The 22,354-nt window shown below is 61.5% G+C and carries 21 protein-coding genes; 14 read left to right on the top strand and 7 right to left on the bottom strand.

Annotation, left to right across the window (positions count from 1 at the left end; all coding sequences use genetic code 11):
• The 3 genes from AC0L3D_RS27330 to AC0L3D_RS27320 form a co-directional block, all read left to right on the top strand.
• Nucleotides 1-1,985: type I secretion system permease/ATPase (locus AC0L3D_RS27330; RefSeq protein WP_473646384.1), on the top strand; the 1,985-nt coding region annotated here is incomplete at its 5' end.
• Between the two features lie 12 nt (nt 1,986-1,997).
• The gene (locus AC0L3D_RS27325) at nt 1,998-3,335 is read left to right on the top strand and encodes an HlyD family type I secretion periplasmic adaptor subunit (protein ID WP_473628886.1); all 1,338 of its coding nucleotides are present in this window, start codon (nt 1,998-2,000) and stop codon (nt 3,333-3,335) included.
• A 20-nt stretch (nt 3,336-3,355) separates the two neighbouring features.
• Nucleotides 3,356-5,044, top strand: a complete 1,689-nt coding sequence (locus AC0L3D_RS27320) for a GNAT family N-acetyltransferase (RefSeq protein WP_473628887.1) — start codon at nt 3,356-3,358, stop codon at nt 5,042-5,044.
• A gap of 58 nt (nt 5,045-5,102) precedes the next feature.
• Here the strand turns inward: AC0L3D_RS27320 and AC0L3D_RS27315 are convergent, their stop codons facing one another.
• On the bottom strand, nt 5,103-5,762 hold the full coding sequence (locus tag AC0L3D_RS27315; RefSeq protein WP_287248844.1) for a DUF2161 domain-containing phosphodiesterase: 660 nt from the start codon (nt 5,760-5,762) through the stop codon (nt 5,103-5,105).
• A 109-nt stretch (nt 5,763-5,871) separates the two neighbouring features.
• Nucleotides 5,872-6,168 (bottom strand): DUF982 domain-containing protein, encoded by a 297-nt coding sequence (locus AC0L3D_RS27310; RefSeq protein ID WP_128169947.1) that lies wholly within the window; start codon nt 6,166-6,168, stop codon nt 5,872-5,874.
• Nucleotides 6,169-6,458: 290 nt separating this feature from the next.
• On the opposite strand from AC0L3D_RS27310, the gene map reads away from it, so the two are divergent.
• Entirely contained in the window at nt 6,459-7,286 is an 828-nt protein-coding gene (map, locus tag AC0L3D_RS27305; RefSeq protein ID WP_027156242.1) for a type I methionyl aminopeptidase, read from the top strand.
• Nucleotides 7,287-7,335: 49 nt separating this feature from the next.
• Entirely contained in the window at nt 7,336-8,100 is a 765-nt protein-coding gene (gene radC / locus AC0L3D_RS27300) for a RadC family protein (RefSeq protein ID WP_023802539.1), read from the top strand.
• 46 nt (nt 8,101-8,146) lie between these two features.
• Here the strand turns inward: radC and AC0L3D_RS27295 are convergent, their stop codons facing one another.
• Nucleotides 8,147-9,595: an MFS transporter gene (locus tag AC0L3D_RS27295; RefSeq protein ID WP_473628940.1), complete on the bottom strand. Its 1,449-nt coding sequence runs from the start codon at nt 9,593-9,595 to the stop codon at nt 8,147-8,149.
• Nucleotides 9,596-9,742: 147 nt separating this feature from the next.
• On the opposite strand from AC0L3D_RS27295, the gene AC0L3D_RS27290 reads away from it, so the two are divergent.
• From AC0L3D_RS27290 to AC0L3D_RS27260, 7 genes are all read left to right on the top strand, one after another.
• Nucleotides 9,743-10,651 carry a LysR family transcriptional regulator gene (locus AC0L3D_RS27290; protein WP_287229341.1) on the top strand — a complete coding sequence of 303 codons (909 nt, stop codon included), beginning with the start codon at nt 9,743-9,745 and terminating at the stop codon, nt 10,649-10,651.
• A 446-nt stretch (nt 10,652-11,097) separates the two neighbouring features.
• Nucleotides 11,098-11,913 (top strand): cytochrome c oxidase subunit II, encoded by an 816-nt coding sequence (gene coxB, locus AC0L3D_RS27285; RefSeq protein ID WP_128169951.1) that lies wholly within the window; start codon nt 11,098-11,100, stop codon nt 11,911-11,913.
• A gap of 89 nt (nt 11,914-12,002) precedes the next feature.
• Entirely contained in the window at nt 12,003-13,772 is a 1,770-nt protein-coding gene (gene ctaD / locus AC0L3D_RS27280; protein ID WP_128169952.1) for a cytochrome c oxidase subunit I, read from the top strand.
• Complete coding sequence (locus tag AC0L3D_RS27275) at nt 13,769-14,473, top strand: cytochrome c oxidase subunit 3 (RefSeq protein WP_128169953.1); 705 nt, start codon at nt 13,769-13,771, stop codon at nt 14,471-14,473. Before ctaD ends, AC0L3D_RS27275 begins: the two co-directional genes overlap by 4 nt.
• A gap of 13 nt (nt 14,474-14,486) precedes the next feature.
• Nucleotides 14,487-15,209, top strand: coding sequence for a heme-copper oxidase subunit III family protein (locus AC0L3D_RS27270; protein WP_128169954.1), 723 nt, complete (start codon nt 14,487-14,489; stop codon nt 15,207-15,209).
• Between the two features lie 31 nt (nt 15,210-15,240).
• Nucleotides 15,241-15,648, top strand: coding sequence for a cytochrome C oxidase subunit IV family protein (locus AC0L3D_RS27265; RefSeq protein ID WP_128169955.1), 408 nt, complete (start codon nt 15,241-15,243; stop codon nt 15,646-15,648).
• Nucleotides 15,649-15,826: 178 nt separating this feature from the next.
• A complete protein-coding gene (locus AC0L3D_RS27260) occupies nt 15,827-16,300 on the top strand; it encodes an aminoacyl-tRNA deacylase (RefSeq protein ID WP_023802548.1) in 474 nt (157 codons plus the stop codon).
• 61 nt (nt 16,301-16,361) lie between these two features.
• Here AC0L3D_RS27260 and AC0L3D_RS27255 read toward each other — a convergent pair whose 3' ends face one another.
• The 3 genes from AC0L3D_RS27255 to AC0L3D_RS27245 all read right to left on the bottom strand — a co-directional run bounded on the left by AC0L3D_RS27255 (nt 16,362) and on the right by AC0L3D_RS27245 (nt 19,003).
• The gene (locus tag AC0L3D_RS27255; RefSeq protein ID WP_077381723.1) at nt 16,362-17,180 is read right to left on the bottom strand and encodes a DUF2189 domain-containing protein; all 819 of its coding nucleotides are present in this window, start codon (nt 17,178-17,180) and stop codon (nt 16,362-16,364) included.
• Nucleotides 17,181-17,587: 407 nt separating this feature from the next.
• A complete protein-coding gene (locus tag AC0L3D_RS27250) occupies nt 17,588-18,535 on the bottom strand; it encodes a heme o synthase (RefSeq protein WP_128169957.1) in 948 nt (315 codons plus the stop codon).
• An 87-nt stretch (nt 18,536-18,622) separates the two neighbouring features.
• Nucleotides 18,623-19,003 carry a c-type cytochrome gene (locus AC0L3D_RS27245; RefSeq protein WP_128169958.1) on the bottom strand — a complete coding sequence of 127 codons (381 nt, stop codon included), beginning with the start codon at nt 19,001-19,003 and terminating at the stop codon, nt 18,623-18,625.
• Nucleotides 19,004-19,276: 273 nt separating this feature from the next.
• On the opposite strand from AC0L3D_RS27245, the gene AC0L3D_RS27240 reads away from it, so the two are divergent.
• Together AC0L3D_RS27240 and AC0L3D_RS27235 are read left to right on the top strand one after the other, a co-directional pair.
• Nucleotides 19,277-20,164 (top strand): alpha/beta fold hydrolase, encoded by an 888-nt coding sequence (locus AC0L3D_RS27240; protein ID WP_128169959.1) that lies wholly within the window; start codon nt 19,277-19,279, stop codon nt 20,162-20,164.
• A gap of 22 nt (nt 20,165-20,186) precedes the next feature.
• Nucleotides 20,187-20,513, top strand: coding sequence for an antibiotic biosynthesis monooxygenase family protein (locus AC0L3D_RS27235; RefSeq protein WP_128176536.1), 327 nt, complete (start codon nt 20,187-20,189; stop codon nt 20,511-20,513).
• 80 nt (nt 20,514-20,593) lie between these two features.
• On the opposite strand, the gene tig is transcribed toward AC0L3D_RS27235, so the two are convergent.
• Nucleotides 20,594-22,066: a trigger factor gene (gene tig, locus AC0L3D_RS27230; protein WP_128169982.1), complete on the bottom strand. Its 1,473-nt coding sequence runs from the start codon at nt 22,064-22,066 to the stop codon at nt 20,594-20,596.
• Nucleotides 22,067-22,354 lie beyond the last annotated feature (288 nt).

The raw sequence follows: 22,354 nt of genomic DNA, 5'->3' as shown, positions 1-22,354 counted from the left end.
AACCGGCGCGCAAGCCCGAGCCGGAAATATTGGAACGCAAGACGCCGAACGCGCCGAAGGACGCGCCCGGCAAGCAGCACCAGCCGAGCGCGCGAGTGGAGCCGCCCACGCAGGAGATGAAGAACAAGCCGGTTCTGCCCGGCGTGACAATCGAGGGCGACCGCGGTCCCTTGCTTGCCCGGGAAGTGCCTGGCGGCGGCGGCCCGACCGGAACCGGCAAGGGGGGCGGCGGTGGCGGCGGCGGCGCATTCCACAAGCGTCTCGGCCCAGTCGATCTCTCGGCAAGCCTCACAGCCGGCCTTCGCGCGGTCAAGAAGAACCTCATTGCGGTGATGATCTTCACGATCGCGACCAACGTGCTGGTGCTTGCGATACCTGTCTACCTCTTCCAGATTTCGGATCGCGTGCTGACGAGCCGCTCGGTCGACACCCTGGTGATGCTGACGATCGTGATCGTCGGCGCAGTCATCCTGCAGTCGGTTTTTGACGCCATCCGGCGCTTCATCCTCATGCGCACAGCGGTCGAGGTCGCCGCCCAACTGGGCGGACCAATCCTCAGCGCAGCCGCCAGGGCTTCACTGCACAGCAACGGGCGCGAATATCAGACGCTGGGGGATCTTCAGCAGCTGCGTACGTTTCTGGTGTCCGGCACGTTGCTGTCTCTTCTCGATGCGCCGATGGCCCCGTTGTTCATGCTGGCGATATTCCTGATCCACCCCGACCTCGGCTTCATTGTCGTGGCGACGGCGCTGCTGCTGCTGGCCATCACGCTCGCCAACCAGCGCGCAACCGCCAAGCCGTTCGGCGAGGCCAACACAAGCCAAACCAAAGCCAACCTCCACGTCGATTCGATGTCGCGCAACTCGCAGATCATCAACGCGCTGGCGATGATCCCCGAAGCCGTGTGGATCTGGGGCAAGGATACCGGCAACTCGCTCAAATGGCAGGTCATAGCCCAGGACCGAAACATAGCCTTTGCTTCCCTTTCCAAGGGCGTCCGGCTGCTGACCCAAGTCATAATGCTCGGCTGGGGCGCCTATCTGGCCATCGAAGGCTCGGTCACGGGCGGCATGGTCATCGCCGCGTCGATCGTTGCCGGTCGCGCACTTGGCCCGATCGAGGGTGCGATTGAAGGGTGGAACCAGGTTGTGCAGTCACGCGCGGCCTTTGGCCGCATCAGTGCGCTGCTGAAGGAATCCCCGCTGAACTTCGAACGCCTGAAGCTGCCGCGTCCGGAAGGGCGCCTCGATGTCGAGCGGCTGCTGTTCGTGCCGCAAGGAACCAAACGTGTCGTGCTCAATGGCATCGGCTTTGGCCTGGAGGCCGGAGACTCGCTGGCGATCATCGGCAATTCGGGCGCCGGAAAAACGACCCTGGGCAAAATGCTCGTCGGCTCGATCCTTCCAACTTCGGGAAGCGTGCGGCTCGACCTGATGGACCTGCGGAACTGGGATCAGCGGCAATTTGGTGAAAGCATCGGCTACCTTCCCCAGGACGTGCAGCTTTTCCCGGGGTCGATCAAGGCGAACATCGCCAGAATGCGCGAAGACGTCGACGATGGCGCAATTTACGAAGCCGCCAAGCTGGCCGACGTTCACGAACTGATCGCCTCGCTCCCGCATGGCTACGAGACCTTTGTCGCCGCCGATGGCGCGCCGCTTTCTGGCGGGCAGAAGCAGCGTATCGCTCTGGCGCGCGCCTTTTTCGGCAGCCCGAAATTGGTGGTCCTCGACGAGCCGAATTCGAACCTCGACACCGCTGGCGAGTTGGCTTTGTCGCGCGCTCTACAGCAAGCCAAAGAGCAAAAGATCACGATGGTGACGATCACGCAGCGGCCTGCTTTGCTGCAGACCGTGGATAAGATCCTGGTGCTCGTCAACGGCACCGTGGCTCTTTTCGGGATGCGTCAGGACGTGCTCCAGGCTTTGGCGGCGCGCGGCATGAGCCTCGATGGCGGCCATTTTGCCAATATTCAGGTCAAATGAGAGAGAGCGGCCGTGAAGGAAATAGCCAAGATCGAAGACGTTCAATGGTATGGCGCCGTTCCGCGTTCCATTTGGAAGCAGACGACCGCTGGATTGCTGCTGATGGCCGTCACCTTCGGCGGATTTGGCACCTGGGCATTCACGGCACCGCTCGCAGCCGCGATCGTCGCGCAAGGAAGCTTCGTGGCCACTGGGCAGAACAAGATCATCCAGCACCTCGAAGGGGGTATCATCAAGCAGCTTCTGGTTAGCGAAGGCGACCATGTCGTAACCAATCAGCCTTTGGTGCTGCTCGACGAAACGGCCGCGCGGGCAAAGGAACGGCAGTTGTTCTTCCGCCAGGCGCGCCTTGAAGCGATCGTGGCGCGCTTGACCGCCGAGGTGCACGGGGCGGAGACTATACAGTTCCCGGCCACAATAACCGAAAATCGCGACGACCCGGAAATTGCTTCGATCGTGCATAGCCAGCGTCTCAACTTCGAGGGCTCGCGCACCAAAATGAGCAGCGAGATCCGATTGCTCGACCAGAACATCGGCGCCCTGAAGTTCCGGGCGGGCGGTTATGAGCAGTTGCTGAAAGCGGTCACGATACAGCTCGGTCTACTACGCGAGGAGTATACCGGCAAGAAGACCCTGCTCGACCAAGGATTGATCCGCGCGACCGAGATCAAGGCGATTCAGCGCGCCATAGCAGATGCCGAAGGGCAGATGGGGCGGCTCTCAGCCGAGATATCCGAGACCGGCGCCCAGGTCATCAAGCACGAACAGGAGATGCGGCAGACAGAAAACGCCTACCGCCAGGCGGCGCTCGACGAACTCGAGGGCGTTGAAACCGAACTGGACAGCATCCGCGAACAGTCCCGCGAGGCGCAAAACGTGCTGCGCCGAGCGACGATCAATGCGCCGGTTTCGGGCACTGTCGTGCGGTTATTCTACCACACCTCCGGCGGAGTGATCGAGAGCGGCAAGAGCATCATGGAGATCTTGCCGGCGAATGTGCCGCTTATCATAGAAGCGCAGGTGCCTCGCACCGAGATCGACAATGTGAAGGTCGGACAAAAGGCGACGGTACGGCTGGTCGCGCTCAACGCGCGCACGACGCCGGTTCTGAACGGTGAAGTCTACTACGTCTCGGCCGACTCGCTCCCCGACGCCTCCGGCCCGACCGAAAAGGAGGTTTATCTGGCGCGCGTCAACCTGCCAGTCAGTGAACTGGCTCGCGTGCCTGGATTTGTTCCGACGCCAGGCATGCCCGCCGAAATTCTCATCCAGACGGCGGAGCGGACCTTTTTCAGCTACCTGTCCAAGCCGATCAAGGACAGCATGGCCAGGGCATTTAATGAGCGCTGATCGTAGAGGCGGGGGGTAATATGCAGATCGACGTCTTGACACGCCCGGAAGAACTGAACGGGCTTCGCAACAACTGGGACGACCTCTACGCCAGGGATCCCGACGCGCATTTCTTCGTCTCGTGGGACTTTCTTTCCCACTATCTTCGACGCTTCGACGGTGAATGGTTCATTTTGGCGGCGCGCAAGGGGCCGCCGGGCACTCCCTATGTCGCGCTTCTGCCACTCCGGCTGCGCACCAGCATGAGGAAAAAAACCGGCGAAATCTACCATGAAGTGTATATGGGGGGAAACCTTGCAGCCGATTATACCGGCATCCTCTGCGCGCCGGAATACGCCTACCGGGCAATCGCGGTTTTCGCGAAGCATCTGAAGACGATGCATTGGGCCAGCCTGCATCTGGAAAACCTGCGGATGTCGGAGCGCAGGACAGGCTGGCTGATGGAGCAGCTTTCCGACAATCGGCTGACGATGCGTCGGATGCGGCGCGTCAACCAGGTTGACAATGTTGACAACTGCATATGCCCGGCGATCGACCTCCCGTCCTCATGGGAAGATTATCTTCTGCACAATCTCAGCGCCAACACCCGCCAGAAGATGCGGAGATTTCTCCGGAAGCTGGAGAACTCTGACGAGTTTCGCATAACGCATGCCGACGCCTCTACCATCGAGCGCGATATCGACATCCTGCTCGAGTTCTGGCGCATCAAGTGGACGCCGCGGAAGGGGAATCTGGTTTCCGGGCTGGTCAAGAGCAACCGACTGCTGTTCAGGCAAGCTTTCGAACGGGGCACGCTGTTCCTGCCTGTGCTTTGGCACGGCGACCGGCCCTTGAGCGCTTTCGCGATCTTCCTCGATCCGGTCAAGAAGAGCATGCTGTTCCACATGGTCGGCCGCGACGAGACGGCCGACATGCTGCCGTCGGGACTGGTCCTGCACGGTTATTGCATCCGCCGCGCGATCGAGAACGGTTTCCGGACATACGATTTCCTGCGCGGCAACGAACCTTACAAATATTCCTTCGGCACCCACGACACCGTCATCAACTGCACTCTTGTGCGAACCAAAACCGGCCGGAATCTTGGCGACCGGCTGGACAGGCGATCCTTGGTCGGCGCGTTGCAGGAGGCGGCCGGCCTCCACAAGAAGGGTTGGATCATCCAGGCTGAGAACGTCTATCGCCAGATCCTGAACACCGAGCCGAACCATGATCAGGCTCTGTACGGACTCGGTCACGTTCTGGGTGCGAAGGGCGATCACCGTCAGGCTGCGGAATGCTTCGGCGCGCTTGCAGCGATGTCGCCGCAAGCTGTAAACGCCTGGCTTTGTCTGGGCATTGCGCAGCAGTCGCTAAACGACCACTCCGCAGCCATCGAGTCGTTTGGGCGAGCCACGGACCTCAATCCAGGCCTCATCCTGGCGCGTTATGCCCTGGGCCGCAGCCATCTCGCCCTGCAGCGAACGGATGAGGCGGCCCAGGCTTTCACGCTGGTCCTAGAGAATGAATCGCCCGCGCCCGCGGAAACCGCCCTGCGCGCCAAAGCCCGGCGGCAATTGCAGCAGTTGAGGACAGCCAAGGCGCCCTACATTCTAAAGAAACCTGAGCGCGAGAAGCCCGTCATCCAGCCGTCATTGCCGCTGGGGCTGACCACTCTGCTCACGGTTGCGCGGCCGGCAGCCGCGAGCCGCTCCCCCTCTTCCGTTGCTTGACGAGGGCGTCGTTGCCTGCCTGCCGCTGCAAGTCGCTCAAACGACTCGTGCTGCCTCGTCATGAAACCGATTGAGGCCAGCGCTGTAGCGCAGCGCGGCCAACGTCGGTAAGCGCATAGACGCCGCGCTCGGCCCTGGCGAACCAGCCATAGACATTGTGAAGCAGGATATTGGCGGCGCGTGGCGAAATGGTTTTCAGATCGCGCGGGCGTTTTGGGCCGTCGACCATGGCAGCGGCGCAGGCCAGCGCGTCCTGCCGGTAAGCGGTCATGACCGGCGTACGCGAGCCGCCGCCGACTACAGGGTCGCCGCGCCGGCGCCGATGCTCGTCCACCAGGCGCGACCGTCGCCTCGGGTCTCGCCGGGGCGGCAAGGCGGCCGGACTGAGCAGCAATTCGACGTTGCCGGCGGAGCCAACCCCGAGAAGGCCGAAGCCGAGCCGCCGGCACAGCGCACGGAACCGGCGATCGTGCTCGCGGCCCTTGCCTCGACTTGACATCCTCGCCGCGAGCCAGACCTCATCGCATGACGCAGCACGGTCAACACCTTGAAGAATGAGTTCGAGGTTGAACTGCAGCTTCAATTCGCAGATGACGAGCACGGGCGGCTCGCCGTCACGCAGTCCAACGACGTCGCAGCCGCCAACCTCGCCTTTGACAGTGAAGTCCAGACTCTCAAGAAACCGCTTCACCGGCATGTAAAGAGACGTTTCCTGCATGCCGCAGGCATAGCCGATTCGTGGCTGGTTGGCACAGCATCACCGACAGGCGTTGCCACCGAGGGCAAGCTATGCATCAAGCAATTTGCTGGGACTTGCCCGCTCGGCGTCAAGCCCTCAGCCCCCTCGCCTCGCCTCCGCGCTTGCGCGGAACCATCATATCCCTGGTCAGCAGGCGGCTCACCCGGCAGAATGCCATGAACGCCCGGCAAGCCTCCTCGGTCTCGATCAGGTCGACGGTGGCGCCGAAGCAGGCGTTGAACGCAGCCTGATAGACTGGGCCCTGGCGGCGAACCGGCCAGCCTTGCAGGAAATCCAGCGCCTGTTCGACGCTGTATATTTCCTCGACTGGCAGGCCAGCCGCGGTCGTGATGCGCACCGGCACCTCGAATTGCAATCTGTCCATTCCTGTCTCGCCAGAACGCGGTCCCGCGGCAACGCCGCTCGTCGCAAAAAGTTGCTTTGACCGGCTTTCCGCTCAGGCCCACATCTTGTTCAGAAATATGTCGTCAGTGCGGACGAACGGCCCGGCATGGGGCCGGACACGCACAAGATGAAGCCGCAAAGCGTGAATATCGCCGGCTTGAGCCCAATCGCCGGCAGTTCGTCCTTGAACCTGGCGCCGTCCGGTGCCAAATCTGAGGGACTTTTCTCGCGGGCTCAACAGAGGCCCTTTCACCCGGCAAGACGGACACAATGGTCACCTATCTCGAAGCCGCCACGGCACCGCTCAGAAACACCGGCCAGATCCGCCTCTATGGCGAAGAAGGCTTTGCCGGCATGCGCAAGGCCTGCGATCTCACCGCGCGCTGCCTCGACGAACTGGTGTCGATCGTCGCGCCGGGCGTCACCACCGAAACCATCGACCGCTTCGTCTTCGAGTTTGGCATGGATCACGGCGCATTGCCGGCGACGCTCAACTATCGCGGCTACACCAAGTCGTCCTGCACCTCGATCAACCACGTCGTCTGCCATGGCATCCCCGACAGCAAGCCGTTGAAGGACGGCGACATCGTCAACATCGATGTCACTTACATCCTCGATGGCTGGCATGGCGATTCCTCGCGCATGTATCCGGTGGGCACGATCAAGCGCGCCGCCGAGCGCCTGCTCGAGGTCACGCATGAATGCCTGATGCGCGGCATCGCCGCGATCAGGCCCGGCGCCCGCACCGGCGCCATCGGCGCCGCCATCCAGACCTATGCCGAAGCCGAGCGCTGCTCGGTGGTGCGCGATTTCTGCGGCCACGGCGTCGGCCAGCTCTTTCACGATGCGCCGAACATCCTGCACTATGGCAGCGCCAGCGAGGGCGTCGAGATGCGGCCGGGCATGATCTTCACCGTCGAACCGATGATCAATCTCGGGCGGCCGCACGTAAAAGTGCTGTCGGATGGCTGGACGGCGGTGACACGCGACCGCTCGCTGTCGGCGCAGTACGAGCACACGATCGGCGTCACCGAGACCGGATGCGAGATTTTCACGCTGTCGCCAAAAAACCTCGACCGCCCCGGCCTGCCAGCATAGTGTTTGCGCGAGGGCCGGATCTTTCCGGTCAAGAAAATGCGGGCGGCCTATGGGAAAGACCAGCGACGATGACGAACGGATCTTCTTTCCCGAAACACCGATAAAACCGCTCGCGAAAGCCAATTCGGTCGATAAGTCGCCCGAAAAGCCGCACTATCTCGGCCATCGCGACCGCTTGCGCCAACGGTTTGCGGCCGGTTCCGACGCCCTCCCCGACTACGAATTGCTGGAGCTCTTGCTGTTTCGCCTGATCCCCCGCGCCGACACCAAGCCCGTCGCCAAGGCATTGCTGGCACGCTTCGGCACGCTGGCCGAGGTGCTTGGCGCGCCGGTCGCGCGGCTTGAGGAGGTCAGCGGTATCGGTCCGGCAGTGGCACTCGATCTGAAGATCGTTGCCGCGGCCGCCCAACGCGCGGCACGCAGCGAGATAAAAGGCCGCGAGGTCCTGTCGTCCTGGACGCAGGTTCTCGGATACTGCCGGTCGGTCATGGCTTTCGAGGAGCGCGAGCAGTTCCGCATTCTGTTTCTCGACAAGAAGAACGCGCTGATCGCCGACGAGGTGCAGCAGGTCGGCACCGTCGACCACACGCCGGTCTATCCGCGCGAAGTGGTCAAGCGCGCGCTCGAACTCTCCGCCACCGCGATCATTCTGGCGCACAACCATCCGTCAGGCGACCCGACGCCGTCGCGCGCCGACATCGAGATGACCAAGCTGGTCATCGAGACGGCCAAACCGCTCGGCATCGCCGTCCACGATCACATCATCATCGGCAAGAAGGGTCATGCCAGCATGAAGGGCCTGCTGCTGATCTGACGCCCTGTTTGGACAAGCATCGGCCCCAAAAGCGCCCTGTCTCGTGTCATGACACGCCAGGCAGCGACGGGCGTGCCGCGACAGCGCGACCTCCGACCGCGACGGCGAGCGCGACGACAATCAGTATTGCCGCGACCGCAAACGTGATCCGCATACCGGTGGCGACGGCGTCGGGCCGCGCCGTTGCGATGTCGATAGCCTCTGACGCGAATGCGAACACGGCGCCCATGACGGATGCGCCGGTGATGAGCCCGAGATTGCGCGACAAATTGAGCAAGCCGGAAATGACGCCCCGCTGGTCCGGGCGGATATCCGACATGACAGCGGTGTTGTTTGCCGTTTGAAACAGCGCATAGCCAGATGTGATGACGGCGATCGGGGCGATGTAGCCAGGGATGCCCGATATTGCCGGCATCACGGATAGAATGAAGCAACCGGCGGCTATCGCGATAAGCCCAATGACGGTCATGCGCCCAGCGCCAAAACAGTCGGCTATGCGACCAGCCGGCACACCTGTCAGCGCGGCGACAAGCGGACCGACCGACATGACGATGCCAACAACAGCGGCGTCGAGCCCGAGCGCACGAGACAGATAGAACGGCCCGACCACCAGTGTCGCCATCATCACCGTCGCCACGAGCGCGCTCGTGGCGAGGCTCGCGCTCAACGTCGTATTGCCGAAAGCGGCCAATCGGATCAAAGGCGACGCCACTCTCGCCTCGACAAGCACAAACAAACCGGCCGCGAAGACTGCAGCCACGAATAGAGCCAGGTTGAGCTGACCAAAACTGCCACGCCCGATCGTCATCGCGAGCGCATAGGCGCCAAGCGTCAGGGCAAGCAGCAGCGTGCCGACAACGTCGAAGCCGGCCCGATCTGTCTTCGGCTCCCGGCGATCAGCCGGCAGATAGCGGTAGGCGAGACAAAATGCCAGCAAGCCCAGTGGCACGTTGACGAGGAAGATCGCCCGCCAACCGGCTCCGGCAATCAGCAGACCGCCGAGCGAGGGACCGAGAGCGGTGCCGATCGCCGACATCGTTCCGAGCAGCCCCATCGCGCTGCCGGTCCTTGCCTTCGGCACCGTCTCACCGACAAAAGCCATGGTCAGGGTCATCATGATGGCCGCCGCCAAGCCCTGGGCCGCCCGGGCTGCAATCAGCAGCCAGAGCGTCGGCGCGACGCCACACAGGACCGAGGCCACCGTAAACAGGAACAGCCCGGCCAGCAACAGCCGCCGGCGACCGGTGATGTCACCTAGTCGCCCGACGCTGACGATCAGGGTGGTGATGGCGAGGAGGTAAGCCAGCACGATCCACTGGACCTCCTGGAACGAGGCGTCGAACGCCTGCGTCAACGTCGGCAAGGCGACATTGGCGATGCTGATGCCGAGCGAGGACAGCAACATCGATAGCGAAAGGCCGGCGAGCGCCCACCGAACCGCAGGTGCCCGTTCTGGATTTTCGGCGACTGCCCGTCCTGCATCGATTGGCTTCAACATGAACTCCGTTTTCTGGCGCGACTCCCGAAACGGAGCTGGCAGACAGGTAGTCCTTTGCTTGAGATGGCGGAAGGCGCATCATTTGCACGTAATCATTGCGTTTGACGCCATGTCAGATCGTGCCGGCCATGCTAAGATCATCATATGTCGCATCCCGACCTCAATCTGCTTGTCACGCTTGACGTGTTGTTGACGGAAGGCAGCGTGGCGCGCGCCGCCAGAAGGCTGCGGCTGAGCCCGTCGGCGATGAGCCGGGCGCTGGCGCGATTACGAGAGACGACGGGCGATCCGCTGCTGGTCAGGGCCGGACGCGGCCTCGTTCCGACGCCTCGGGCCCTCGAGCTCCGCGAGCGCGTCGGTTGGCTTGTGCAGGACGCCGAAGCCGTTTTGCGCCCTGTTGAGATGCTCGACCTGAAACGGCTTGTGCGGACCTTCACGCTCAGAAACCAGGACGGCTTTGTCGAGAATTTCGGGCCGGATCTCATTGCGCGCGTCGGCGAACAGGCACCGGGCGTGCGGCTGCGTTTTGTGCTGAAGCCGGACAAGGACAGCACGCCTCTGCGCGACGGCAGCGTAGACCTGGAGACCGGCGTTGTCGGAAAGGCCACGGGACCGGAGATTCGCGCGCAAGCGCTGTTCCGTGATCGTTTCGTTGGCGTCGTGCGAATGGGACATCCATTGTGCGAGGTGATGATGACCCCTGCCCGCTACGCAGCCGGACGGCACATCCTCATCTCCCGTCGCGGGCTCGACAGGGGACCGATCGACGATGCCCTTGCGCCGTTAGGGTTGAAACGGGAGGTCGTGACGGTCGTCGGCGGCTTTTCGGAAGCTCTGGCTCTGGCGCGTGCCTCAGACCTGATCGCCAGCGTTCCCGAACGCTATACGGGAAACCTGCGCGATGGAATGTTCTGTTTCCCTCTGCCGGTTCCCCTGCCGGAAATCTCGGTCTCACTTTTGTGGCACCCGCGGCTGGATGCCGATCAGGCGCACCGCTGGCTGCGCGGCTGCGTTCGAGACGTTTGCGCCGGAATAACCCGCTGGATCTCTTAAAGCGCAGCGGTCAAGGCGAGCGTTGCTGATCCGATCGCGGCAACTCGGCGTTGCAGCTGCGGCGATTCCGGCCGACCGCCTCGCTGAACCCGGTTAGGTCGAAATCGGCCTTGCCTCGCCCCGACAGCAGCCCGAACCGTCAGGACAGCAGGAGCCGGTCTGCTCAAAAACCAATCGCCTGATCCCGTCGGCACCATCCCGAACCAGCCTCAGCCCACGCGAGGGGGCGGCCTTTCACGATCCGGCAGAACGCCGTGTTGTTCGGTGGGCCAGCAGGTTTTTTCTTCGCCGCAGCCGTCTTCTTCTTGGGTTCTTCCACATCATCGCCATTGCGTTTTCGGCTGACGGGAAGACCGCACTAGAATTTCGACCGGAAATCGAGCTATGATGCATTTGGCATTTCCTGGGACGGCTTCGCGCCCTTGGAATGCCGGGAGGAACGGGATATGGCCATAGCGCTTGTACTCGTTTTGGTAGTTGTGGGCTCAGTGTTGTTCCACTTCCTGAGCCCATGGTGGTGGACGCCGATTGCCTCTAACTGGGACTATATCGACAACACCATCATCATCACCTTCTGGATCACCGGCGTCGTCTTCGCCGCCGTCGTCCTATTCATGGCTTATTGCGTCTTCCGCTTCCGTCATCGGGAAGGCAATCAGGCGGCATACGAACCCGAGAACAAGCGGCTCGAATGGTGGCTGACGATCGTCACCGCAATCGGCGTCACCGCCATGCTGGTTCCCGGCCTGTTCGTCTGGAACCAGTTCGTCAGCGTCCCAAGCGACGCAACAGTGGTCGAAGTCGTCGGCCAGCAATGGCAATGGAGTTTTCGCTTGCCCGGCAAGGACGGCAAGCTCGGCACGTCCGACACCCGCAACGTCAGCCCTGAAAATCCCCTCGGCGTGAACGCCAGTGACGCCAACGGCCAGGACGATGTCGTCGTCGAAGCCGCCGATCTGCATCTGCCGGTCGGCAAGCCGGTCAAGATGCTGCTCCGCTCGATCGACGTGCTGCACGATTTCTACGTGCCGGAATTCCGCGCCAAGATGGACATGATCCCCGGCTCGGTCACCTATTTCTGGTTCACCCCGACCAAGACCGGAACTTTCCAGGTCCTGTGTGCCGAACTTTGTGGCCAGGGGCACCCGTTGATGAATGGCGTGGTCATGGTCGACACGCCGGAAGACTATCTGGCGTGGCTCGGCGAACAGCAGACTTTTGCGCAATTGTCGGCCCCCCAGCAGGTGGGCTCGGCAGATTAGACGCCGGCAAAGACGGCGATTTGGATTGAAATTGCGGCAGGGCTCGAAACTGTCGAACCTGGCCGAAAAGGACACGGAGGTGTTCCTATATGGTCGATGTCACACCTGCAGATGCGGTACCGCCAGCCGAAGTCGCGGAGATGGAACTCTATCATCCGCACAGTTGGTGGACGAAATACGTCTTTTCGCAGGACGCCAAGGTCATCGCCATCCAGTATTCGGCGACGGCGACGGCAATCGGCATGGTGGCGCTGGTGCTGTCTTGGATGATGCGGCTGCAGCTCGGCTTCCCCGGCACGTTCGACTTCATCACCCCGGAAGCCTACTATCAGTTCATCACCATGCACGGCATGATCATGGTGATCTACCTGCTCACGGCGCTCTTCCTGGGCGGCTTCGGCAACTACCTGATCCCGCTGATGGTCGGCGCGCGCGACATGGTCTTTCCCTATGTCAACATGCTGAGCTACTGGATCTACCTGCTCGCCGTGCTGGTTTTGGTCTCGAGCTTCTTTGCGCCCGGCGGACCGACCGGCGCCGGCTGGACGCTCTACCCGCCGCAGGCGATCATGACCGGCACACCAGGCGGCCAGGACTGGGGCATCATCCTGATGCTCGTCTCGCTGATCCTGTTCATCATCGGCTTCACCATGGGCGGCTTGAACTACGTCGTGACGGTGCTGCAGGCCCGCACGCGCGGCATGACGCTGATGCGCCTGCCGCTGACCGTCTGGGGTATCTTCACCGCGACAGTCATGGCGCTGCTCGCCTTCCCGGCGCTGTTTGTCGCCTGCGTGATGATGCTGTTCGACCGTGCGCTCGGCACCAGCTTCTTCATGCCGGCCATCGTCGAGATGGGCGAACAACTGCAGCACGGCGGCGGCAGCCCGATCCTGTTCCAGCATCTGTTCTGGTTCTTCGGCCACCCCGAGGTCTACATCGTGGCGCTGCCGGCCTTCGGCATCGTGTCCGACCTGATCAGCACCCATGCGCGCAAGAACATCTTCGGCTACCGGATGATGGTCTGGGCCATCGTCGGCATCGGCGCGCTGAGCTTCGTGGTCTGGGCGCACCACATGTATGTCAGCGGCATGCATCCCTATTTCGGCTTCTTCTTCGCCACCACGACACTGATCATTGCCGTCCCGACCGCGATCAAGGTCTACAATTGGGTGCTGACACTGTGGCGCGGCGACATCCACCTCACCGTGCCGATGCTTTTTGCGCTGGCCTTCATCGTCACCTTCGTCAATGGCGGGCTGACCGGACTGTTTCTCGGCAACGTCGTCGTCGACGTTCCGCTGTCGGACACGATGTTCGTCGTTGCCCATTTCCATATGGTCATGGGCGTCGCCCCGATCCTGGTGATCTTCGGGGCGATCTATCACTGGTACCCGAAGGTCACTGGCCGGATGCTGAACGAGGCCATGGGCCAGTTCCATTTCTGGGTCACCTTCCTCGGTGCCTATCTGATTTTCTTTCCCATGCACTACATCGGCCTGATGGGCGTGCCGCGCCGCTACCACGAACTGACCAACACGGCGGTGATGACCGAGTCGGCCCACGATCTGAACGCGTTCATCAGCATCATGGCGTTCCTCGTCGGCTTTGCCCAAATCGTGTTCCTGTTCAATCTGATCTGGAGCATCCGCCACGGCCGCGAGGCCGGCGGCAATCCGTGGCGCGCCACGACGCTCGAATGGCAGACGTCGGAAACACCGCCCCCCCATGGCAATTTCGGCAAGGAACTGCCGATCGTCTATCGCTGGGCCTATGACTACAGCGTTCCGGGCGCCAAGGAGGATTTTATCCCGCAAAACGTGCCGGGCTCCTTCGGATCCTCCAGGGAGCCGGCATGAGCGTCATTCTGGTCTTCCTCCTCGTCATCGTCGGCTTTGCCGGATGGTGGCTTTCCCATCAGCGGCTGATGGCCAAGCCATGGCTCGAGCAAGGTGTGATCGGGGATATTATCGGCCCGGAAGGATCAGCGCTGCCGACCGCCAAGATCGGCCTCGGCGTCTTCCTTGCCGTCGTCGGCTGCCTGTTTGCGCTTTTCACCAGCGCCTACTTCATGCGCATGGCGCTGTCGGACTGGCAGGCGCTGCCGCTGCCGCGCGTGCTCTGGTTCAACACCGGCGTGCTGGTCCTGAGCAGCATCGCGCTTCAATGCGCCTCGGTCGCTGCGCGCCGGGGCGAGATCGACGCGGTCAGACTCGGCCTCGTCACGGCTGGGCTCACCGCGCTTGCCTTCCTGGTTGGACAGCTTGTGGCTTGGCGGGAACTGACCGCCGACGGCTACTTGCTAACCGCCAATCCGGCCAACAGTTTTTTCTACCTGATAACCGGGATGCATGGGCTGCACATACTGGGCGGGCTGGTGGGCCTGGGCAGAACAACTGCCGGCGCCTGGAACGGAGCACGGCCGGAGCGGCTTCGCCTCAGTGTCGAACTGTGCGCCATGTACTGGCATTTCCTGCTTTTCGTCTGGCTCGCCATTTTTGCACTTCTGGCCGGCTGGGCCGCGACTTTTATCGAGATTTGCCGACAGCTGCTGACCTAGGAGGGCCGGACGGATGGCAGACACGACAGTGACGCATACCGGCCAAGCACAGGCGCGGCCAGCTGGTTTGCAAGGCGTCGCCGCCGATTGGTCCTCGGATCAGCGCGCGTTCAAGAACGTGTCCTGGGGCAAGGCCATGATGTGGATCTTCCTGCTCAGTGACACCTTCGTCTTCGGCTGCTTCCTGCTCTCCTACATGACCGCGCGCATGTCCACCCGAGTGCCGTGGCCCAATCCGAGCGAGGTCTTTGCCCTTCATATCGGCGGCTCGAATATTCCACTGATCCTTATCGCGATCATGACCTTCGTGCTGATCTCGAGCAGCGGAACGATGGCCATGGCGGTGAATTTCGGCTACCGCCACGACCGCCGCAAGACGGCGATCCTGATGCTTCTGACCGCAGCACTCGGCGCGACCTTCGTCGGCATGCAGGCCTTCGAATGGACCAAGCTGATCTCCGAGGGGGTACGGCCCTGGGGCAATCCGTGGGGTGCGGCGCAGTTCGGGTCATCCTTCTTCATGATCACCGGCTTTCACGGCACCCATGTGACGTTCGGGGTGATCTTCCTGATCATCGTGGCGCGAAAGGTCTGGCGCGGAGATTACGAAACCGGGCGGCCCGGGTTCTTCACCAGTCGCAGGGGCAGCTACGAGCACGTCGAGATCATGGGGCTCTACTGGCATTTCGTCGACCTGGTCTGGGTGTTCATTTTCGCATTCTTCTATCTTTGGTGAGAGGCAGACATGGCTTTGGTGAGAGGCAGATATGGCTGAAGCAACCGCAAACGGTCTGGGGCAACATACGCTGCACGGAACCCAAGCGCATGATGCGGCAGCAGCAGCAGGCATCGCCCCTGCGGAGGTTCATCAGGAGCACCCGATCAAGCTCTATCTGGTGGTCTGGGTATGGCTGTTCATCCTCAGCGCCTGCTCCTATCTGGTCGATTATGTCGGCCTCCAGGGCTATCTCAGATGGTCGCTGATCCTGATCTTCATGATGCTCAAGGCCGGGCTGATCGTCGCGGTCTTCATGCACATGGCTTGGGAGCGGCTGGCGCTGACCTATGCGATCATATTGCCGCCGATCCTGGTGCTGGTGTTCGTGGCAATGATGGTCTTCGAATCGGAGTACACGCTTATCACCCGGACGCTGTTTTTTGGGACCGAGCCCTGACGCGCAATCCGGGTCGGGCAGCATTTCCCGTCGAGGACCGGAGGGGCTGTTCACGGCCCGCTCCGCCTTGCCTTGAAACGGTCGACTGCTGGCCCATTTTTGTCACCACCGGAAAACGACAGAAGGAGAACGATTTTCGTCGTTTCTCCGTCGCGAACTCCAGGAAGGGAGGCTCAAGATGACGATCGCAAACAGATTGAAGGACTTTATCGACGAGAAAGGAATTTCCTACGATACCGTCGAGCACCACCGCACGTCGACAAGCAGGCAGTCCGCCTTAGCGGCGCATGTGCCCGGCAGCATAATGGCCAAATCGGTGGTGGTTCACCACGACGGTGGCTATGCGCTGGCCGTGGTGCCCAGTACGCACAGGATCGAGCTCGGCACATTGCAGGACGTCATGCACCAGCGTATCGGGCTCGCCTCCGAGGACGAGGTGGTTTCGCTCTTCGAGGATTGCGACACCGGCGCCATCCCGCCGATCGGCGCGGCCTACGATGTGCCGGTGATTGTCGATGAAAGCCTCGGCAATGCCGGCGATATATATTTCGAGGGTGGCGACCACAGGACGCTCGTGCATGTCAGCGGCAAGGATTTCCGCAACCTGACCAGCGACGCACAGCAAGCCCGCTTTAGCTACCCGGCTTACTAAACGCTCTTGCCAACCTGCCGCAGCGGCCTCTCGCTGGTGCGGCAGGGCAGAATTCTTTCTTTCAGTCCGCCGGTCTGGTGGAGGCCGGCGATTCCACGACTTTCCGATAGACGTGCCAGGTGGCGTGACCGAGGATCGGCAGCACCACCGCCAGCCCGGCGAACACCGGCAGCGAGCCTATGATCAGGGCGACGGCGACGATCAGGCCCCAGACAGCCATCACGATCGGGTTCGCCAGGACCACCCGCACCGAGGTATGGATAGCTTCGTAGGCGCCGACGTCGCGGTCGAGCAACAACGGGAACGCGACGACCGTGGTGCACAACACGACCGCGGCGAAGACGAAGCCGATCGCGTGGCCAACGATAATCAGCGTCCAGCCGCGTCCGGTGGCGAATATTTCACTGATGAAGCTGGACAGTGATTCCGGCGGAGCCGAACCGAACACCTGCTGATAAAATATCTGCGCGGTCAACAGCCAGGCGATGAAGATCGCAAGCAGCATGATCCCGACCGCCGCGATGGCCGGCAGCGCTGGAGAGTTCCTGACCTCGAAAGCGTGGCTCCATGAGGCGTCGAGCCCGGCCTCTCTCCGCCGGCTGATTTCATATAGGCCGAGCGCCGCGAATGGACCGATCAGCGCAAAACCAGATACTAGCGGAAACAACAGCGGCAACGCGTTGTTGCCCGACGTCCAGACAGCGAGCACGACGCCGACAAGCGGATAAATCAGGCAGAGGAAAACGATGTGCGACGGTTTGACCATGAAATCATCGACGCCACGCTTGAGCGCGTCGAAAAGGTCGGAAACGCCTATCTTTCGAATTCTGGTGTGCTCCAGCGTCTCGCTGGCGCCTGCAATCACGTGAAAACTTGCCATGACCATTTCCTCCAGACCAGGTCCGGTAAAGGTCGCGATTTCACGGTGCTGTCGTTCAGCGTGACTGGCCACGCAAAACCGCGACCTGCACCATGATCAACATACGCTCTTGCATGGCATTTGTCGCCGCCCTTTGTCTGCGGGGACGGCTCCGGTGATCCCGCTAGCTCTAACGGCCTTTCTTCGCTAGTCTCAAAGCTGGGTTGAAGGGTGAAGGTCATGGATGGAAAGACCGTTCTTATACTCGGCCTTGGCATAGTTATTCTGCTGGTGCTGGGATTCTGCGCAGTGCCAACGTGAGGTTTGGGCAGGTTCGGGCGCACCTCGTTCAGCAATCGCCGATTTTCAACCCGGCAAACAATCCGAGAACATCAGGATTCAATGCAGCCACGAGGCAGGTCATGCCGTCAATTTCCGGCTGAGATGACGACACGCATTGCAACGGTATCGGCAAGCAGCACGGCAAAGATCGCGAAAAGATAGAATATCGAATAGGCAAATAGCGCCTTTGCGCGTTTCATCTCCCACCCTTCAGCCCACCTTTTGTCGACCAGAAGCTTCCAGGCATGCCAGATGAAACCCGCGCCCAATGCGGTCGAAACAATCCCGTACAATCCGCTCGCGAATCCGAAAGCCCAAGGGAGCACGCCGATTGGTGCCAGGATCAGCGAATAGACGAAGATTTGCTTTCTGGTCGAAGCCTGGCCGGCCACATTCGGCATCATGGGAATGCCGGCCGCGGCATAGTCGCCGATCTTGAACAGCGCGAGCGCCCAGAAATGCGGCGGCGTCCAGAGGAAAATGATCAGAAACAGGACGAGACTTTCAACCCCGACGGCGCCGGTGGCGGCCGCCCACCCGATGACCGGAGGAAGCGCACCCGCGGCGCCGCCTATGACGATGTTCTGCGGCGTCGAGCGTTTCAGCCACATCGTGTAGATGACGACGTAGAAGAAGATGGTGAAGGCCAGCAGCGATGCGGCGAGCCACCCCACCAGCACGCCGAGCGTCATGATCGCAAGTACGGAAAGCACCAGGCCGAAGCCGAGCGCTTCGCCTGGCGTGACCCGACCTGACGGGACCGGCCGCTTTGACGTGCGCGACATCAACGCGTCAATATCGGCATCGTACCACATGTTGAGTGCCCCGGCCGCTCCCGCTCCAACCGCAATTGCACCGATTGCAATCACGGCGATGACCGGATTCATCGCCCCGGGCGCCACCATCAGGCCGACGAAAGCGGTAAAAACAGCAAGCGCCATGACGCGTGGTTTCAGAAGCGCGAAGAAATCACTGACCGTCGCTTCAGAGATCTGGATACCGGTATCCTTGAAGCCGCTTTCCCTGGCCGACATTTCAGGCAACCACCGATGGGGGCAGGCAATTTGGCCGGCCCATCGGCCGGCGGAAGAACCGGGTTACTTCCTGGTGGAAGAACCGGGTCATTTGGAGAATTGCTTCAGGTAGGCGATGACGTTGGCGAGATCCTCGTCCTTCTTGAGACCGGGAAACGCCATCTTCCCACCTTTGATCATGGCCTTGGGATCGCGAAGATAATTCGTCAGCGTGGCGTCGTCCCATTTGACGCCGGATGCGCCCGCCTCGGTCATGGCTTTGGAATACTTGAACCCCGGATGCGTGCCGGCCGTCCGGCCGATCACGCCGCTCAACGACGGACCGATCTTGTTTTTGTCCTCGTCGACGACGTGGCAGGCCTTGCATTTGGCGAAGACCTTCTCACCCGCGGCGGCATCCTGTGCCTGAGATTGGTTTGTGATGAACGTCGCAACGGAAGCGACGGCGAAAAACGCGATTGCACGCATGGCATTCCTCCCCGATCGCCAAATCTGCCTTGGACGATCTGCGCCTGCCGACACTTCGCCAGCATGCGCCCCTTGCACGACAGAGCGGAATATCCGCGTCTCCCGCATGGAATTGCGGCATCTACTTACCACAGAATCCGGCCGGCAGATAGATTGCCCCGAAGCGATTAGGAAGCTCGATCGGCGTCGAGGGCGATCGGAACGCATACCGTGTAAAGGCGTTAGACCAGCTACGGTTCAGCGTCCACGAGATCAAAGATCAGAGAAGTGTCCATGAACGACAGGAGCGTCCTGGAGGTGCGCCACGGCACCCGCACGATCGATGGCGAGACGGTGTTTTACAGAGAAGCAGGTCCTGAAACCGCGCCGGTGTTGCTGCTTCCGCATGGCTATCCCTGCTCATCCTTCCAGTATCGCCGGCTGATGCCGGCGCTCGCCGATCGGTGGCGGACGGTCGCGCCGGATTTCCCCGGCTTTGGCTACAGTGGAACCCCCGATCCGGCACGGTTCGGTTTTGATTTCGACGCCTATGCAACTTTCCTGGAGCGGTTTACCGACGCGCTGGAGCTCGGCAGCTACGCCCTATGGCTGCACGATTACGGCTCGCAGATCGGCCTGCGCCACGCTATAGCGCACCCATCGCGGATCAGGGCCCTGATCATCCAGAATGGCGATATCTACGCGGATGCTCTTGGCCCGAAATACGAAACGATCCGGCGTTTCTGGCGGGATCCTTCACCAGCAAACCGTGCACCGCTCGAACAGGCGGTGAGCGAAGACGGCTTTCGCTCCGAGTTTGTAGGCGAAGTCGATGACGACGTCGCTCGACGTGTCCCGCCCGATATGTGGAAGTTGCATTGGCCGCTAATGAATACGGCTGTGCGCCGTGCGCTCTCAGTCGGACTGATGGAGAAGCTCAAGGCTAATCTCGACTGGTTCGCTCGTTACCAGGAATACCTGCGCGAGCAGCGGCCGCCGGCAATGATCCTTTGGGGGCCGAGGGACGAATACATGCCCGAGCCGGCGGCGCGCGCCTATCTGCGCGATCTCCCCGAGGCCGAGCTGCATTTGCTGAATGACGCAGGGCACTGGCTGCTGGAGACCCATTTCGAGGTCGCCCTGCCGTTGGTGCGACGGTTTCTTGGCAAGGTCCTGCATTAATCCCCGCGCAGAGGAGCATTTCATGACCGACAACGCCACAATTGCCCGGATCTGGCGGGGAAGGACACGCCGCGATCTGGCAGACGCCTACGAGCCATATCTGCGCCGCGAAGGCATTCCGCCGCTTCAGGAGAAGGCACTTGGCGTGCAGTCGTTTCGCGAAGATCGCGAAGAAGAAACAGAGTTCGTGACGATCTCGTACTGGCCTGACGTCGAAGCCATGGCGAGCTTCACCGGCGGCGACCCGCACAAGATCCACCACCTGCCGCGTGACGAAGAGTTTCTCATTGAACTACCCAAGCGAGTGACGGTGATGCGGATCCTCGTCAATCAATTGCCTCGCGACTAGGGCAGCGGCGGCCTTGCGACGTCGGCGGCAACGAAAAGGCCGCCCCGTGGGCGGCCTTTCACATCCAGCAGAATGCCGTGTTATTCGGCGTCCTTGGCAGCTTTCTTCTTCGGCGCGGCCTTCTTCTTGGGCTCGTCCGCATCGTCGGCCTTCTTGGCGTCGGCCGTTTTCGCAGCGGCTTTCTTCGCCGGCTTTGCCTTGGCCGTCTCGGTGTCCTCGTCGTCGGCCATCAACTCTTCCTTGCTGACCTTGACGTCGGTGACGGAGATCTGGCTGAGCAGATGGTCGACCACCTTCTCCTCGAACATCGGCGCGCGCAGCGTGTTTAATGCTTCGGGATTGCTGCGGTAGAATTCGAAGGCTTCCTGCTGCTGGTTGGCCGGATAGCGGCGCACCTGCTCGAGCAGACCGCGCTGCAGTTCCTCGTCCGAGACGGTGACGCCGGCCCTCTCGCCGATCTCGGCGAGAACCAGGCCGAGACGCACACGACGCTCGGCAAGCCGCATATACTCGGCGCGTGCCTCTTCTTCCGTCGTCTCCTCGTCGGCGAAGGTGCGGCCGGCGGCTTCCAGATCACGGTTGACCTGGTTCCAGATGTTGTTGAACTCGGCCTCGACGAGCTTCGACGGCGCCTCGAACGAGTAGGCGGCATCGAGCTGGTCGAGCAGCTGGCGCTTGATCTTCTGGCGCGTCATCGAACCGAACTGGTTCTCGATCTGGCCGCGCACCACTTCACGCAGGCGCTCCAGCGACTCCAGGCCGAGATTTTTGGCCATCTCGTCGTTGATTTCCAACGCACCGGGCTTGGATACTTCCTTGACGGTGACATCGAAGGTGGCTTCCTTGCCGGCCAGATGCGCCGCCTGGTAGTTTTCCGGGAACGTGACCGTGACCTGCGTCTCGTCACCGGCCTTGCTGCCGACGAGCTGGTCCTCGAAGCCGGGAATGAATTCCTTGGAGCCGAGCACCAGCGGCTGATCCGTGCCGGCGCCGCCGCTGAAGGCTTCGCCATCGATCTTGCCGACGTAGTCGATCGTCACGCGGTCGCCTTCGGCGGCCTCGCCGGCCTTCGGCTCGTAGGTGCGCGCCGATTCGGCGACACGCTGGACCTGCTCGTCGATTTCGGAATCCGGCACGTCGAACACCTGACGCGTCACCTTGATCTCGGAGAAATCCTTGATCTCGATCGGCGGAATGATCTCGTAGTTCAGGCGGAACTCGAAGTCGGCACCGCCGGCAAGGATCTTCTCGGCTTCCTTCTCGTCCTCGGTCATGATCACTTCGGGCTGCATGGCAGCCTTTTCGCCGCGCCCGGTAATGATCGAACGGGTCGAATCGTTGAGGATCTCGTTGACCACTTCGGCCATGAACGACTTGCCGTAGACCTTGCGCAGGTGCTGCACCGGCACCTTGCCGGGGCGGAAGCCGTTGATGCGGACCTTGTTCCTGGCATCGGAAAGCCGCGCCATCAGCTTGGCTTCCATATCACCGGCCGGCACGGTGATCTTGATCTCGCGCTTGAGACCGGAGTTGAGCGTTTCGGTGACCTGCATCATAGAACCTTTGTTTCCACCAATGAGCAGCCAAACGGCTCCTGCCGTTTACAGCCTGCCGGTATTATCTTGCCGGGAATGGCTTTTGGTGCGGGACTTGGCGATCTGTCCGCCCAATGCGGCTCAAATCCTTCAGAAATACGCTCCAAAATGTGAATAAGTCCTTGTTTTTCCTACTTCTTATCACATTCTGCAGAAGCGGATCGTCGCATCCCGTCACATTCGACACGCCTTTTGTCACAGGCCCGGCTAATTTTCAACCATCTTCGCATCTACAGCGCCGCGCGT

The sequence above is a fragment of the Mesorhizobium sp. WSM4837 genome (genome assembly GCF_055811435.1).
This window is presented reverse-complemented; position numbering and strand designations above follow the sequence as displayed.

Coding starts and splice junctions, on each gene's coding strand:
- AC0L3D_RS27320 (WP_473628887.1), top strand. CDS start 3,356: ATGCAGATCGACGTCTTGACACGCCCGGAAGAACTGAACGGGCTTCGC.
- AC0L3D_RS27315 (WP_287248844.1), bottom strand. CDS start 5,762: ATGCAGGAAACGTCTCTTTACATGCCGGTGAAGCGGTTTCTTGAGAGT.
- AC0L3D_RS27310 (WP_128169947.1), bottom strand. CDS start 6,168: ATGGACAGATTGCAATTCGAGGTGCCGGTGCGCATCACGACCGCGGCT.
- map (WP_027156242.1), top strand. CDS start 6,459: ATGGTCACCTATCTCGAAGCCGCCACGGCACCGCTCAGAAACACCGGC.
- radC (WP_023802539.1), top strand. CDS start 7,336: ATGGGAAAGACCAGCGACGATGACGAACGGATCTTCTTTCCCGAAACA.
- AC0L3D_RS27290 (WP_287229341.1), top strand. CDS start 9,743: ATGTCGCATCCCGACCTCAATCTGCTTGTCACGCTTGACGTGTTGTTG.
- coxB (WP_128169951.1), top strand. CDS start 11,098: ATGGCCATAGCGCTTGTACTCGTTTTGGTAGTTGTGGGCTCAGTGTTG.
- ctaD (WP_128169952.1), top strand. CDS start 12,003: ATGGTCGATGTCACACCTGCAGATGCGGTACCGCCAGCCGAAGTCGCG.
- AC0L3D_RS27275 (WP_128169953.1), top strand. CDS start 13,769: ATGAGCGTCATTCTGGTCTTCCTCCTCGTCATCGTCGGCTTTGCCGGA.
- AC0L3D_RS27270 (WP_128169954.1), top strand. CDS start 14,487: ATGGCAGACACGACAGTGACGCATACCGGCCAAGCACAGGCGCGGCCA.
- AC0L3D_RS27265 (WP_128169955.1), top strand. CDS start 15,241: ATGGCTGAAGCAACCGCAAACGGTCTGGGGCAACATACGCTGCACGGA.
- AC0L3D_RS27260 (WP_023802548.1), top strand. CDS start 15,827: ATGACGATCGCAAACAGATTGAAGGACTTTATCGACGAGAAAGGAATT.
- AC0L3D_RS27255 (WP_077381723.1), bottom strand. CDS start 17,180: ATGGCAAGTTTTCACGTGATTGCAGGCGCCAGCGAGACGCTGGAGCAC.
- AC0L3D_RS27250 (WP_128169957.1), bottom strand. CDS start 18,535: ATGTCGGCCAGGGAAAGCGGCTTCAAGGATACCGGTATCCAGATCTCT.
- AC0L3D_RS27245 (WP_128169958.1), bottom strand. CDS start 19,003: ATGCGTGCAATCGCGTTTTTCGCCGTCGCTTCCGTTGCGACGTTCATC.
- AC0L3D_RS27240 (WP_128169959.1), top strand. CDS start 19,277: ATGAACGACAGGAGCGTCCTGGAGGTGCGCCACGGCACCCGCACGATC.
- AC0L3D_RS27235 (WP_128176536.1), top strand. CDS start 20,187: ATGACCGACAACGCCACAATTGCCCGGATCTGGCGGGGAAGGACACGC.
- tig (WP_128169982.1), bottom strand. CDS start 22,066: ATGCAGGTCACCGAAACGCTCAACTCCGGTCTCAAGCGCGAGATCAAG.